Genomic DNA, 15,656 nt, shown 5'->3' on the forward strand with positions numbered 1-15,656 from the left:
CGCGCCCATCACTCCGCGGCGTCGGATGCCCTCTCCCTCCGGCGGTACTCCTCCGTCATGAAGGCCGTCATGAAAGCGTCGAGAGCCTGCGCCTGTCCGGCGTCCAGCCGCAGGCCCAGCTTGGTCCGGCGCCACAGCACGTCCTCGGCGGTCTCCGCCCATTCCTCCGCCATCAGGTAGCGGACCTCGGCCTCGGTCAGGGTCGCGCCGAAGTCCCGGCCCAGATCCTCCGGGCGCGCGGCGGAGTCCAGGATCATGCGGGCGCGGGTGCCATAGGTGCGCACCAGCCGTTCCAGATGCGGCTGCGTCAGGAAGGGCGCCCGCCCGCGCAATTCCGCCGCCAGCGCCGCCCCGCCGTCCACCGGGAAGTCGCCGCCGGGCAGGGTGCCAGCGCTGCTCCAACCCGACGCGCCGGGGGCCAGCTTCGGCAGGAAGGGCGCCAACTTGGCGATGGCCGCGTCGGCCAGACGGCGGTAGGTGGTGATCTTGCCGCCGAAGATGTTGAGAAGCGCCGGCTGCCCTTCGCCCGGCGCGTCCAGCGCCAGCACGTAATCGCGGGTCGCCGCCTGCGCCGTGGAGGCGCCGTCGTCGTAGAGCGGGCGCACGCCGGAGTAGGTCCACACCACATCGGCGGGGGTCACCGGCTTGGCGAAATACTCGCCGGCGGCGGCGCAGAGATAGGCGATCTCCGCCTCGGACGCGCGGACGTCCGCCGGATCGCCCTGGTAATCGTTGTCGGTGGTGCCGATCAGGGTGAAATCGCGCTCGTACGGGATGGCGAAGACTATGCGCTTGTCGGCGTTCTGGAAGATGTAGCAGCGGTCGTGGTCGAACAGCTTCGGCACCACGATGTGCGAGCCCTGGACCAGCCGGATGCGCGCGTCCACGGTGGAGCGGGCACCCTTTCGCATCACCTCCGACACCCAGGGTCCGGCGGCGTTGACCAGCGCGCGGGCCCGGATGCTGCTGCGCTGGCCGCTGCGCGTGTCCTCCACCGTCACGGTCCACAGCCCGTCCTCGCGGACGGCGCCCAGGAAACGGGTGCGGGTGCGGATCGCCGCGCCCATGCGGGCGGCGTCCTGCGCGTTCAGGACCACCAGACGCGCGTCGTCGACCCAGCAATCGGAATATTCGAAAGCGCGCGCGAAACCGGGTTTCAGCGGCGCCCCCGCCGGATCGGTCCGCAGGTCCAGCCCGCGCGTGCCCGGCAGCTTTTCCCGCCCGCCGAGGTGATCGTAGAGGAACAGGCCCGTCCGCAGGAGCCAGGAAGGCCGCAGGCCGGGCAGATGGGGCAGCACGAAGCGCAGCGGCCAGATGATGTGCGGTGCCATGCGCCACAGCACTTCCCGCTCCCGCAGCGCCTCCCGCACCAGCCGGAATTCGTAATATTCCAGATAGCGCAGGCCGCCGTGGATCAGCTTCGTCGAGGCCGACGAGGTGCCCGCCCCCAGATCCTTCTGTTCGCACAGATAGACCGAACAGCCGCGCCCCGCGGCGTCCCGCGCGATCCCGCAGCCGTTGATGCCGCCGCCGACGATGGCAAGGTCGTAGACCCCGGCCATCCATCCCTCCTCTTTCGACGCGCGCCGCCCCTTGCGGTCTGCGCTTTTGTTTTCGTTTCGAACGGTAACTGACGGCGTAACGGGCCGCAATACGAAAAAAGTGAACGTGAAGCGAAAGCGCCCCCGCACCCATTCCCTTCCCTCGTTGGGAGAGCCGGTGAACTCCCGCCGCGCCGGCGGGTTATCCAGGCAGGCCAGACCGGAGGAGCGCGTGTTCGAGTGGATCGCAGACATGGTTGAAGGCGGCGGATACGCCGGCATCGCGCTTCTGATGCTGCTGGAAAACGTCTTTCCGCCCATCCCGTCGGAACTCATCATGCCGCTGGCCGGATTCGTCGCGGCCCGCGGGGACCTCAGCCTGCCACTGGTCGTGCTGGCGGGCGGCGCGGGGTCGGTGGCGGGAGCGCTGCTCTGGTACTATGCCGGGCTGTGGCTCGGCGGCGAGCGGTTGAAAAGGCTGGCGGCGCGGCATGGCCGCTGGCTGACCGTCGCGCCGTCGCAGGTGGACGAGGCGTCGGGCTGGTTCCGCCGGCACAGCGCGGCGTCGGTGCTCGTCGGGCGCCTGATCCCGGCGGTGCGCACGCTGATTTCCGTTCCCGCGGGCATCGCCGGAATGGGGCTGGCCCGCTTCCTGGTCTATTCGACCATCGGCACGGCGCTGTGGTCGATGGTGCTGGCCGGAGCCGGCTACGTGCTGGAGGGCCAGTACGACAAGGTGGCGGGCTGGATGGACCCGGCGGCCAAGCTGGTCATCGCCGCCTTCGCCGCCTGGTACGCCTACCGCGTCGCCACCTTCCGCCCGAAGGAGCAGAACTGACGGGGCCGCCCCCGTCAGTTCCTCACGTCACGGCGCGTTCAATCCTTCGCGCCGTCCTTTGAGCTGCTGGTGGGCAGGTCCTTGCGCTTCGTGGACGCCATGTCCTGAAGCTCCTTCTCGCTCATCGTCCGCGCCATCTCCTTCGAGGCGCCGCGCAGGCTGGATTCCGGCTGCTCCCCGCGCTTGGCGGACAGCGCCGCGCCTGCGGCCATCTGCTGCTTCTTGGATTCCGCCTTGCTCATCCGATCCCTCCGCGTGCGGTGACAGGGTCATCCCCCCTCAACAGGGCAGGGCGAATTCCGTTCGCGCGGACGGAAGGGACAAGCGGACGGAAGGGACAAGCGGACGGAAGGGACAACCAACGGTAATGGGCCACAACCAATCTGACGGGCCACCCCTGGCGCGGCTCCGGTCGCGCAAGAAGCACGCACACATTGGTGTGAAACCGCCATTCCCTTATCGCAATGCGCTTTTCAAGATCGTTACAATTTCTCCGAGTTGTATCGCTTGTTGACAAACAACGGTTAGGATGTATTCTCTGCGGCCTAGTCCCTTTTTGGGATGCATATGACGTTTCTGTAAAAGAACCGCCTGATTTTTTCCCGTCGGACACATTGTAACGCCGAAGGAATTGCGGGGACTTCGATGCCCGACACCACGCCTTACCTCCCCAGCGACCGTCTTCAACTGCCCGGCGGTTTCGGGCCTGTGAAGGATTGGCCCGCCCTTCGTCTGCACGAGGGGTTCGAGCGCCTCGCGGATCGGCACCCCGCGGCACCGGCGGTGGTGACGGAGGACGGATTCCTCGATTTCGCCGGGCTGGACGCGGCGGCGAACGCGCTTGCCCACGCACTGCTGGCGCTCGGGCTGGGTACGGAGGAGCCGGTCGGCGTGCTGGCGGAACGGTCGGGGTTCCTGCCGCAGGCTTTTCTGGGGATTCTGAAGGCGGGCGGCGTCTATGTGCCGATGGTCGCCGACCTGCCGGCGGACCGTCTGGCCAACATGGCGCGGCAGGCCGGCATGCGGCTGCTGATCGCGTTGGACGGGCTGACGCCACCGGACGCTCTGACCGATGCCCTGTCCGCCGACGCCCGGACGGAACGGCCCCACGCCGTCCTGCGGCCGGAAGCGCTGGACGCGGAGAGCCTCGCCGGAAGCACGCGGCGCCCGAACCGCGCCGGCCCGGCGGACGGGCTGGCGGTCATCCTCTTCACGTCGGGCTCCACCGGGCAACCGAAGGGCGTGCTGATCCGGCACGACGCCTGCGTGAATCTGGCGCTCGGCCATGCGGAAGCGCAGGGCATCGGGCCGGGCGACCGGGTGCTGCTGTCCACCTCCCCCGGCTTCATCCTGGGCTTCCGGGAGCTGTGCCTGCCGCTGCTCTCCGGCGCCGCCTACGTCCCGGCCTCGCGCGCGCTGATCGACGATCCGGCGCGGCTGCTCGACCACATGGCCCGGCTGGGGGTGACGATCGCCCTGTTCACGCCCTCCTACCTGCGGCTTCTGCGCGGGGCTGTGCCGGCGGGTCTGCGCATGATCCTGACCGCCGGGGAGCGGCCCAACCCCGACGACGCGCGGCACTACGCCCGGCACATCGATTATTGGAACATGCACGGCGCCACGGAGGTCTGCGGCACCATCTGCATGCACAAGGTGACGCCGGACGGCGACGGCCCGCTGCCCAGCGGGCGGCCCTTCACCAACAACGCCGTCCATCTGCTGGATCGTCACGGCAACGAGGTCCCCTATGGCGAGGTCGGGGAGATCCACGTCGTCGGGCGGGGCGTCTCGCGCGGTTATCTGAACCAGCCGGAGCTGACGGCGGAGAATTTCGTGGAGACGCGCTTCGGGCGCGCCTACCGCACGCACGATCTGGGCCGCTGGACCCCGGACGGCGATCTGGAGACGCTGGGCCGCGCCGACGACGTGGTGAAGGTGTCCGGCCAGTCGGTGTCGCTGGGCGAGATCGAGCGCACGCTGCTGCGCCACCCGCTGGTCAGCCGCGCCGCCGCCCTTCAGCACAAGGGCCGCCTGACCGCCATCGTGGAGAGCGCCGACCCGGAGGCCGCGCAGGGCGAGGACTGGCGCGCCTTCCTGACCCGCAGCCTGCCCGCCTACATGGTGCCGGCGCGGGTGAGGGCCGTGCCGAAGATGCCGATCAGTTCCGCCGGCAAGACCGACCGCCGCGCCCTTCTGGCGCTCGCCGAGGAGACTCTGGCCGCGCCCCGCGGCACGGGCGGAACGCCGCCGCGGGGCGATCTGGAGCAGGCCGTCGCCGCGGTGTGGGAAGAGGTTCTGGACGTCCGCCCGGTGATGCGGGACGACGATTTCTTCGCCATCGGCGGCACCAGCCTGCTCGCCATCGCCGTGGGGCAGCGCCTGCACGCGCTCGGCCACGCGGTGCCGGTGCCGGCCATCCTGGCCTCCCGGACGGTGGAGTCCCTGGCCCGCCGCATCGCGGATCGGAAGGGCGAGGACGACGCCGTTCCGCTGGACCTGACCGAAGGCTCCGCCACCGCCGGGCAGGAGGACTTTTGGGTCGCCGCGAAGCTCGGCCTCGCCGCCGCCGGGTCGCATGTGGTGCGCGTCCTGTCGGTGCGCGGCCCGGTCCCGGAGGCGGAGCGCTGGCGCGCCGCCTGGGCCACCCTGCTGGAGCGCCACCCGGCCCTGCGCACCGCCTTCCACACCGACGCCGAGGGGCGGCTGCGCTGGCGCACCGCCGCTGCCGCCGACCTGCCGCCCTCCGCCCGCCTGTCCTTCGACCGCTGCCACGCGCCGGAGGAGGCGCGGGAGCTGATCGCCGGCTACGCCGAAGCCCCCTTTGCCCTGAGCGACGCGCCGCTGGCCCGCGCCGGGCTGCTGTTCATCGAATCCGGCAACGAGACTCTGTTCTGGTTCGTGCTGCACCACGCGGTGGTCGATGGCCAGTCCGCCCGGACGGTGCAGGAGGATTTCCTCGCCCTGCTGCTGGGCCACGCCCTGCCCCCGGCACCCCACGGCGTCGCCCTGGCCGCGCGCGACGAGCTTCGCCACCTCCGCTCCGACCGGGCGGAGCGGGACCGCGCCTTCTGGCAAGCCAGGCTGGACGCCCTGCCGCCGGAGGCGTTCGAGGAACTGCCGCTCGACCAGCCGCGCCCCACCACGCCCGGCGGACGCTCCGCCCCGCCCCTGGCGGAACGGCTGGACGCCGCGACCACCACGGCCCTCGCCGCCATGGCGAAGGCACAGGGCGTGGGGTTGCACGGCCTGCTGCTGGCGGTCCTGGCTGCGGAGACGCGGCGGCGCGGCGGGCGGGCCGACCTGATCCTGGGAACCGGCGTCTCCCTGCGCCCGGCGGGGGCCGAGGGTGCGGTCGGGCATTTCGTCAACCTCGTGCCGGTCGTGCTGTCCGGCGCCGGGGCGCCTTTGGCCGGGCAGATCCGCTCCGCCCAGGACGCGCTGACCGAGGCGGTCGGCCATGCCGATCTGCCCGCCAACCTGATCCAGCGGGAGTTCCGCCAGCGCCGCCCGGACGCGCTTCCGCCCGCCCGCCCGAACCTCTTCGCCGTCGCGCTGACCGCCAACCCGCCGCGCACCAGCGCCGACCCGGACAGCGGCCTGTCCCTGGCCCCGCGCCGCCTGCCGGGCGCGCTCGCCCACCCCGCCGCCGGCCTCGACCTCGCCTTCAGCCACGAGCCGGTGACGGCGGAGGACGGGGAGGGGCTGGAGTTGGCCCTCTTGTGGAATCCGGATGTCTACGCGGAGACGACGGCGCGCTCCTGGCTCGCCGGCTTCGCCGCCTGGGCGCGCTGGCTGGCCGCCGACCCGGCGCGGCTGGACTCCCCGCTGCCCGCCCTGCTGCCGGAGGAACAGGCCCTTCTCGACCGCTGGGAGCATGGCGAGGAGCGCCCCCGCCCGGCCCGCCGCGCCCATGAACTGTTCGAGGAGATCGCCGCCCGCCAGCCGGACCGCCCCGCCGTCGTCACCCGGGACGCCGTGCGGAGTTACGGCGATCTGAACCGGGACGCCGACCGCATCGCCGCCACCCTGATCCACTGCGGCGTGTCGCGGGAGGAGCCGGTGGCGGTTCTGACCGGCTGCTCGCCGGACCTGCCTGCGGCGGTGCTCGGCGTCTGGAAGGCGGGGGCGGCCTATCTGCCGCTGGCCCAGGACCTGCCGCCGGAGCGCATGGCCTACATGGTCCGCGACGCGGGCGCCCGTCTGCTGATCACGCTGGACGGCCAGCCCGTCCCGCCGGCCCTGGCCGAGGCCGTTCCCACGCTGATCCGTCCCGAGATCCTCGAAGGCTCTGCCGCCAAGCCCGCCGTGGCCGGGGCGCCGGAGAACCTCGCCTACATCATCTACACCTCGGGCACGACGGGGCATCCGAAGGGCGTCGCCGTCCGGCACGATGGTTTCATCAACGCGGCGCTGGCGACCGGGGAGACGGTCGGGCTGCGGGCCGACGACCGCATGGCGCTGGCCGCGACGCCGGGATTCGACGCCTCGCTGTGGGAACTCGGGCTGGCGCTTCTGCACGGCATGGCGCTGGTGCCGGTCCCGCCGGAGCTGCGCGACGATCCCTGGGCGCTGAAGGACGCCTATGCCGATCTCGGCGTCAGCGTGGCCTTCCACGCGCCCTCCTACCTGCGGGTCAGCAAGGAGAAGCCGTTCCGCGGTCTGCGCGTCCTGCTGACCGGCGGGGAGGCGCCGAACGCCGACGACGCCCGCCACCACGCAGCCGATCTCGCCTTCTGGAACGCCTACGGACCCACGGAGGCGAGCATCCTCGTGTCCATGGGCCGCATCACGCCGGAATCCGGAACCGGCGGCCCGGTGTCCGCCGGGCGCCCGCTGCCCAACTGCCGCGTCACGCTGCGCCGTCCGGACGGCACGCCGGTTCCGCCGGGCCTGTCGGGGGAATTGTGGCTGGGCGGGGTGGGCTTGGCCCGTGGTTACCTCAACAACCCGGACCTGACCGGCCGCGCCTTCGTGGAAACGGCGGAGGGCCGCTTCTACCGCACCGGCGACCTGGGGCGCTGGACGCCGGACGGGCAACTGGTCCTGTGCGGGCGCATCGACCATCAGGTGAAGCTGCACGGCCAGCGCGTCGAGCTTGCCGAGATCGAGCAGGACCTTCTGGCTCACCCCGCAGCCGCCCAGGCCGTCGTTCTGGTGGACGCCGCGGCGCAGGGCACCAAGGCACTGCGCGCCTTCGTCCGCGCCAAGGACGGCGCTGCCCTGCCCGACGAGGACGCTTGGCGCGCCTTCCTGGCCGACCGCCTGCCCGCCTTCATGGTGCCGGCCAGCGTGACGGCGGTGGACAGCGTTCCCCTGACGCCCGCGGGCAAGATCGACCGCGACGCCCTGCTCCGCCTCTCACACGCCCACGGCCATGCCGCCACGGCGGAGCGGCAGGCGCCGCTGGACGGGTTGGAACGCCGCATCGCCGACCTGTGGAGCGGTCTGCTGGGCGAAGAGGTCGCGCGAACCGACAACTTCTTCGCGCTCGGCGGCAACAGCCTGCTGGCGGTGACCATCGCGCACCGGCTGTCGCAGGAATTGGGCATGACCGTCCCGGCGCGCGCCCTGTTCGCCGCTCCGACCCTCGCCGGCTTCGCCCGCAAGGTGGCGGAGTTGCGCGACACGGAGGCACCGCAGCCCGATACGGCCCACTCCGACCTCGCCACCGAAGGGGAGCGGGAATTCCGGGTGGCCGAGGCGGCGGGGCTCGACACCCGCCCCTTCATCATCCCGGTGATCCGCGCGATTGAAGGAGAGGTGCCGGACCCGGCCCGCTGGACGGACGCCTGGGCGGCGCTGGCCGCGCGGCACGAGGCGTTGCGCACCGCCTTCGCGGAGGATGCGGACGGGCTCCTGCGCCGCCGCATCGCCCCGACCCTCGACGTCGCGCTGGAAATCGCGGCACTGCCGGACCGCGCCGCGGCGCTGGCCCACATCCGCACCCGGCAGGGGGAACCCATCGCCATGGCTTCGGCGCCGCTGTGGCGCGCCGGGCTGGTGACCTTGGAGGACGGCGGCGCGCCGCTGTTCTGGATGGCGCTCCATCATTCCATCGGCGACGGGCGCTCGGTCGGCATCCTTCTGGAGGAACTGGCCGCGCTGCTGGCCGGTCATGACCTGCCGCCCCTGACCGCGCGCTACGCCGCCATGGCCGCCCGCGAGCGCCGCTATCTCGACAGTCCGGCCCGCAAGGCGGACGAGGCCCATTGGCGGGAGGCGCTGTCGGCCCTGCCCGCCGACGCCTTCGACGACTGGCCGCTCGACACGCCGCGCGCCGCCGGGGCCACGCCGGGCAGCCACCGGTTCGAACTGCGGCTGGACCCGGCCACCGCCACCGGGCTGAAGGCCGTCGCCCGCCGTCACGAGGCCAGCCTGCACGCCGTCGTCCTGACCCTGCTGGCGCGCGAAGTGCGGCGGCGCACGGGGCGCGGCGCCTTCACCATCGGCACGACCGGAGACATCCGGGAAACCGCCGGGGACGCACGGGTCGTCGGCTATGGCGTCAACATGCTGCCTCTGGCCGTCCGCCCCGCCGCCGAGGCCCCCTTCGGGGCGGAGCTGCGCGCCACCCAGGCGGCTCTGGCCGGAGCGCTGCAGCACGCCCGCCTGCCTTTCGCGCGGCTCTATCACGGCTTCTGGGCGGAGCACCCGCAGCACCGCGACCCGGCCCGCTACCCGCTGTTCGACATCGCGGTGACGGAGAATCCGCAAGCCGCCCCCGCCACCGGCCCGCTGCGCTTCGTCCGCCCCGATGGCGAAGGCTTGGCCTATGAGCGCACCGGCCATTCGCCGGGCCAGGACATGGTGCTGATCCACGAAGGGCTGGCCGATGGTGGGCTGCTTCTGCAATGGCACGTCAACGCGGCGCTCTACGCCAAGGACACGGCGGAGCGCTGGTTCGAGGGGCTGACCGGCTGGGCGCGCTGGCTGGGGGCGGACTCCGCCCGCGCCGACAGGACGCCGCCCGCCCTGCTGCCGGAGGAGGAAGCCACCCTCGCGGCGTGGGAGCATGGCCCGGCGGCGGAACGCCCCGCCCTGCCCCTCCACGCGCTGTTCGAGCGGCTGATCGACCGGCCCGGCACCGGCCAGGGCGGGCGCCCGGCGGTCATCACCGCCGACCGCGTTCTGACCTACCGCGCGGTGGAGGCGGAGGCCAACGCCATCGCCCATGCCCTGCGGGAGCGCGGGGTGGAGCGCGGGACCGTGGTCGGCGTCCTGACGGGCCGCTCCCCCAACCTGCCCGCCGCGCTGCTGGGCGTGTGGAAAGCGGGGGCGGTGTATCTGCCGCTGGCCGCCGACCTGCCCGCCGACCGGCTGGCCTTCGTCGCCGGGGACGCCGGGGCAGACCTGCTGCTGGCGCTGGATGGTGCTGCGGTGCCCGACGCGCTGTCCAACCTGCCACTGTTGCGCCCGAAGGACCTGTCCGCCGATTTCCTCACCGCGCACGCCCACCGTCCGCACATCCCGACCGGGCCGGAGGACACGGCCTACATCCTCTACACCTCCGGCTCCACCGGGCGGCCCAAGGGCACGCCGGTCAGCCACGGCGCCTATGTGAACATGGTGCTGGGCGCGGGCGAGGTCTTCGGCCTGACCGCCGAGGACCGGACGCTGATGTTCGCCTCGCCCTCCTTCGACGTGTCGCTGTCGGACATCGGCGTGCCGCTGGCCGCCGGTGCGGCGCTCTGCGCCGTTCCCTACGAGGTGCTGAGCGCGCCGGCCCGCCTGATCGCCGTCCTGGCGGAGCAGGGGGTGACCGTCGCCGACCTGACCCCGACCTATCTGCGCCTGCTCGACGGGGCGGAGCTGCCGTCCCTGCGCATCCTGGTGACGGGTGGCGAGGCGCCGCTGGCGGCGGACGTGCGGGCCTATGCCGGGCGGCTGCGCTACTACAACGCCTACGGTCCGACCGAGAACACCATCACCAGCGCCATGGGCCTGCTGAGCGCGGAGGACCGGGGCTTCCTGTCCGTCGGGCGTCCGCTGCCCAACACGTCGGTCCACATCCGCGACGCGGCGGGCCAGCCGGTGCCGCCGGGGGCGGTGGGGGAGATCTGGCTCGGCGGCGCGAACCTCGCCCAGGGCTATCTGAACCGTCCGGAGCAGGAGGCGGCGGCCTTCGTCGGGACGGGCACCGGGCGGCTCTACCGCTCCGGCGACCTCGGGCGCTGGCGTGCCGGGGGCGAGTTGGAGGTGCTGGGCCGCATCGACGATCAGGTGAAGCTGAACGGCATCCGGATCGAGCTTGGCGAGATCGAACAGGCGCTGGGCGGCCATCCGGACATCGCGCAGGCGGTGGCCCTGGTGCAGGGCAAGGCCGGAACGGCGCAGAGCCTGTGGGCCTTCGTCCGCCCCGTGCCCGGCAAGCCGGTTCCGGCGGAAGACTCCTGGCGCGGCTGGCTGGCCGAACGGCTGCCCGCCGTGATGATCCCGGCGGGGGTGATCGCGGTGGAGACGGTGCCGGTCACCGCCTCCGGCAAGGTGGACCGCGCGGCGCTGCAAGGGCTGATCGCGGGCCACGCCCCGCAGGGCGCCCAGGTGCCGCCGCAGGGCCGGATCGAGGAAGCCGTCGCCCGCGTCTGGGCGGAGCGGCTGGGTCGAGGCCCGGTCTGGCGCGACGACAATTTCTTCGCGCTCGGCGGCCACAGCCTGCTCGCCATCGCCGTCGCCCACGCGCTGGAAAAGGAGCTTGGGCGCCCCGTCTCCGCCCGCGACCTGTTCACCGAGCCGACCCTGCGCGGCTTCGCCGCCCGTCTCGCCGCCGCCGCTCCCATCGAAACCTCGCCTGACGTGGAATCCGACCGCGCAACGGAAGGCCAGCGGGAGTTCTGGGTGGCCGAGCAGGCCGGGCTGGACACGCGCGGCTTCAACATCCCCCTGACCCTGGCGGTGGAGGGCGGCACCCCCGCCGACGACCGCTGGCCCGACGACCGCTGGCAAGACGCCTGGACGGCCCTGGCCGACCGGCACGAGGCGCTGCGCACCGGCTTCCGGGAGGACGAGGACGGCACGCTCCGCCGCATCGTCCATTCCACGACCGCCGGGCTGGAGATGGACACGGCCCCCGACCGCGCCGCCGCGCTGGACCACATCCGGGCGCGCCAGACGGCGCCCTTCGCCATGGCCGTTCCGCCGCTGTGGCGGGCCGGGCTGGTCCGGGTGGCGGACGGCGACGGCGACCTGTTCTGGATGGCCCTGCACCATTCCATCGGCGACGGCCTGTCCCTCGCCCTGCTGGCCGACGATCTCGCTCTCCTCCTGCGCGGCGGGGCACCGGGAGCCCCCGTCCCCGGCTTCGGCCGCTCCGCCGCGCGGGAGGAGGCCTATCTGGCCGGCGAGGCCGCCCGCGAGGATGCGGAGCATTGGCAGCGCCTGCTCGCCGGGATCGACCCCGCCGCCTTCGAGGAATGGCCGCTCGACCTGCCCCGTCCGTCCGTGCGCAGCGCCGGAACGGCGAAGGGGAGCCACTGCCACCGCGTCCGCCTCGCCCCGCCCGTCGCGGAATCGCTGCGCGCCTTCGCCCGGAACAACGGCGCCAGCCTGCACGCCCTGATGATGACGCTGATGGCGCGGGAGGTGCGGCGCCGCACGGGCCGGGCGGCGTTCCTGATGGGCACCGCCGCCTCCACCCGCGAGACGGCGGAGGAGGCGGGCGTCGCCGGCTATTACGTCAACATGCTGCCGCTGCCCTTCCGCGCGGACCGCGCCGAGCCTCTGGAACAGGCCGTCAAGGCCACGCAGGCCCGTCTGGCGGAGGCGCTGCGCCATGGCCGCTACCCCTTCGCCCGAATCTACCAGGAGTTCCGCAGCAACCAGCCGCAGGCCCACCATCCGGGCCGCTACCCGCTGTTCGATCTGGCGGTGACCGAGAATCCCGTCCTCGCCGGTCCCCGAGCGGACGGGCTGCGCTTCGCCGCCGTCGAGTCCTTCGACGGCGAGGACATCCGCTACGAGTTGCGCCACAACGCCCCCGCCCAGGACATCGTTCTGGTGCATGAGGGGCAGGCGGACGGCGGGCTGGTCCTCCAGCTCTACGCCAACGCCGCCCTCTACGAGCGGGAGACCGCCTGCGCCTGGACCACGGCGTTGGCTGGCTGGGCGCGGCTGCTGGCCGATCCGGGACGCGCGCCGGGCACGCCTCTGCCCGCCCTTCTGCCGGAGGAGGAAGCCCAGCTCGCGGCGTGGGAGAACGGCCCGGCGATGCCGCACCCCGTCCCCTGCATCCATCACCAGTTCGCCGCCCTGGCGCGGTCGCAGCCGGACCGTCCCGCCCTCGTCACCGACGATGCGGAGATCGGCTACGCCGCGCTGAACGCCCGCGCCAACGCGCTGGCTCACGCGCTGCTGGCCCACGGCGTCCGGAACGGCGAGCCGGTCGGCGTCCTGACGGAGCGCTCGCCCGCCCTGCCCGAAACGGTTCTGGCGATCTGGAAGGCCGGGGCCGCCTATCTGCCGCTGACCCGCGACCTGCCGGCGGACCGGCTGGCCTTCATCGCCCGCGACGCCGGTATCCGCGTGGTGGTGGCGCTCGACGGGCATCCCCTGCCCGACACGCTGGAACAGGCCGGCTACGCGCTTCTCCGCCCCGAAGCCCTGACCGACGATTTCCGCGCCGCCCATTCCCACGAGCCGGAGGCCGGGGAGCGCGGCGCGCCCGGCGATCTGGCCTACATCATCTACACCTCCGGCTCCACCGGGAAGCCGAAGGGGGTGATGCTGCATCATGGCGGCACGCTGAACCTCGGCCTGTCGATGGCGCGCATGATGGGGGTCCAGCCGGACGAGCGGACGCTCCTCAGCTCCTCCCCCTCCTTCGACGCCTGGATTTCCGACACGGTGACGACCTGGGTGACGGGCGGGGCCGTCGTTCCCATCCGGCGGGCGGAGATGGACGACACCGCTGGCCTGCGCGCCAGGATCGAACGGCTGGGGGTCACCTCCGCCACCCTGCCGCCGTCCTACCTGCGGCTGTTCGAGCAGGCGGATTTCCCGACCCTGCGAATCCTGATGACGGTGGGCGAGCCGCCCAACGCCGCCGACGCCCTGCATTACGCGGCCCGGCTGCGCTACATCAACGGCTACGGCCCGACCGAGAACACCGCCGCCGCCAGCATCGGGATTCTGACGCCGGATTCCCCCCGCATGACTGCCGGGCGCCCCCTGCCGAACACCGCCATCCACATCCTGGACGAGGACGGGGAGCCGGTGCCTCCCGGCAGCGTCGGCCATGTCTGGCTGAGCGGCATGGGGCTGGCCATCGGCTATCTGAACCGTCCCGACCTGACCGCCGCCGCCTTCGTGGAAACCCCGCAAGGACTCCGCTACCGCACCGGCGATCTGGGCCGCTGGCTGCCCAACGGGGAACTGCTGGTGCTCGGGCGCTCCGACAGTCAGGTGAAGCTGCGCGGCCAGCGCGTGGAACTGGGGGAGATCGAACACCGGCTGGAATCCCACCCCGGCGTCCAGCAGGCCGTCGCCCTGGTGGACACGCCGCCGGGCGGCGCGCAGACCCTGTGGGCCTTCGTCAGCCTCGCCCCGGACGCGGTGGAGCCGAGCCAAGCCGCCTGGGCCGCACATGCGGCGGCCGCTCTGCCCGCCTACATGGTGCCGGCGGCGGTGATCCGGGTACCGGCGATCCCGGTGACGGTGGCCGGCAAGGTGGACCGCAGGGCGCTTCTGCAAGCCCTGGCCGACCACACCGCCGCCGTCCCGTCCGAAGGCGCCGCCGCCTCCGGCGCCTTCACCCCGCCGCGCAACGCGGTGGAGCAGCGGGTGGCCGACCTGTGGGCCGAACAGCTCCAACGGCCCGTTCCGGGGCGGGAGGCGAGCTTCTTCGAGCTGGGCGGCGACAGCCTGCGGGCGATCGCCGTGGTCAACCGGCTGCGCCGCGAGTTCGCCTGCAGGATCAACGATCTGTATGAAGCCCCGGTGCTGGCGGATTTCGCGCTGCGGCTGCGGCCCCAGCCGGACCATCTGCACCGCGTCATCGCCTCCGTCCGCGCCCACTGGCGGGATTATCAGGCGGATCTGCCCGCCTTCGACGCCGCCCGCGACCGGGCGCTGGCCGAGCAGCAGCGGGCCTACGAGGCGCGCAACGCCGCCTACGCCGCCTTCGACGGGGCGGAGCGGCGGGACTACGGCGACGTCCTGCTGACCGGGGCCACCGGCTATCTCGGCGCCTATCTGCTGCGTGAGCTTCTGGCCGACCCGGAGCGGCGCGTGACGGCGCTGGTCCGCGGGGGCGACGACGGAGCCGCCCGCGCCCGGCTGGGCCGCGTGCTGGCCGGCTATTTCGGGGCGGAAGGCGGGGCGGCGCTGATCGCCGATCCGCGCCTGACCGTCCGGGCCGGCGACCTGCGCCGCGACGGGCTGGGCCTCGCCCCGACTGTCCATGGCGCACTGGCGGAGGGGGTGCGGGCGGTCTTCCACTGCGCCGCCAACGTCAACCACTTCGGCCATTACGCGGAGTTCCACGCCGACAACGTGGAGGCGACGCGGCGGCTTCTCGACCTCGCCGCGCAGCGGCGGAGCGATCCGGCGGACTTCCACCTGATCTCCACCTTGTCGGTCACCGGCAAGGCGCCGGAGGAGGGGTTCCAACTCGTCACCGAATACGACGCGGTGCCGGAACGGCTGGACGAAAACTACTATGTCCGCAGCAAGCAGGAGGCGGAACGGCTGGTCACGGCAGCGCGCGGGGATCTGCGCAACGCCAGCATCCACCGCGTCGGCAACGTCGTCTTCGCGGCGGAAGGCGGGCCGTTGCAGTTGAACCTGCGGGACAACGCCTTCTTCCGGCAACTGGCCGCCTTCGTGCGGCTGGGGGTGGTGCCCGACGATTCGCACGTCTGGCTCTGCCATGTGGACCTCGTGGCCCGCGCCGTGGCGCTGCTGGCCGGTGCCGCCGGGCTCGCCAACGAGACGCACCATGTGGAGAACCACCGCCGCGACACGCTGGCCGACTTCGTGACCTCCGCCCGCGGGATGGAGGGAGCGGTGCGGGCGGTCGGCTTCGAAGCCCTGCTCGACCGGCTGGAGCGCGCCATCGGGGAGCCGGAGATGGACGCCGCCCTGACCCAGACGATGGAAGGTTTCGGCCTCTACGGCGGGCGCTCCCCGCAGGCGCGCGGGCGGCGGCAGGAACTGACCTCCGAACGCACGCAACGGCTGCTGGCCCGCATGGGCTTCGGCTGGCCGCCGGTTCCGCGCGCCGGGCAGGCCGACATGCTGCGCGCCGCGGCTGAGCTTTTCTATCGATGAACGCCTGGGGACCC

Annotated in this window: 4 protein-coding genes; 2 read left to right on the forward strand and 2 right to left on the reverse strand. The window is 72.8% G+C overall.

What is annotated here, in order from left to right; translation table 11 throughout:
* Positions 1-8 precede the first annotated feature (8 nt).
* Positions 9-1,562 (reverse strand): glycerol-3-phosphate dehydrogenase, encoded by a 1,554-nt coding sequence (gene glpD, locus DS843_RS14490; RefSeq protein WP_149469599.1) that lies wholly within the window; start codon positions 1,560-1,562, stop codon positions 9-11.
* 232 nt (positions 1,563-1,794) lie between these two features.
* On the opposite strand from glpD, the gene DS843_RS14495 reads away from it, so the two are divergent.
* Complete coding sequence (locus DS843_RS14495; protein WP_286192099.1) at positions 1,795-2,379, forward strand: DedA family protein; 585 nt, start codon at positions 1,795-1,797, stop codon at positions 2,377-2,379.
* 38 nt (positions 2,380-2,417) lie between these two features.
* Here the strand turns inward: DS843_RS14495 and DS843_RS14500 are convergent, their stop codons facing one another.
* Positions 2,418-2,621, reverse strand: coding sequence for a DUF3008 family protein (locus DS843_RS14500; protein ID WP_149469601.1), 204 nt, complete (start codon positions 2,619-2,621; stop codon positions 2,418-2,420).
* Between the two features lie 403 nt (positions 2,622-3,024).
* Between DS843_RS14500 and DS843_RS14505 the strand changes: the two genes are divergently transcribed.
* Positions 3,025-15,642 (forward strand): non-ribosomal peptide synthetase, encoded by a 12,618-nt coding sequence (locus tag DS843_RS14505; RefSeq protein WP_149469602.1) that lies wholly within the window; start codon positions 3,025-3,027, stop codon positions 15,640-15,642.
* Positions 15,643-15,656: the final 14 nt, after the last annotated feature.

The sequence above is a fragment of the Roseomonas genomospecies 6 genome (genome assembly GCF_008365375.1).
Taxonomy (GTDB): Bacteria; Pseudomonadota; Alphaproteobacteria; order Azospirillales; family Azospirillaceae; genus Azospirillum.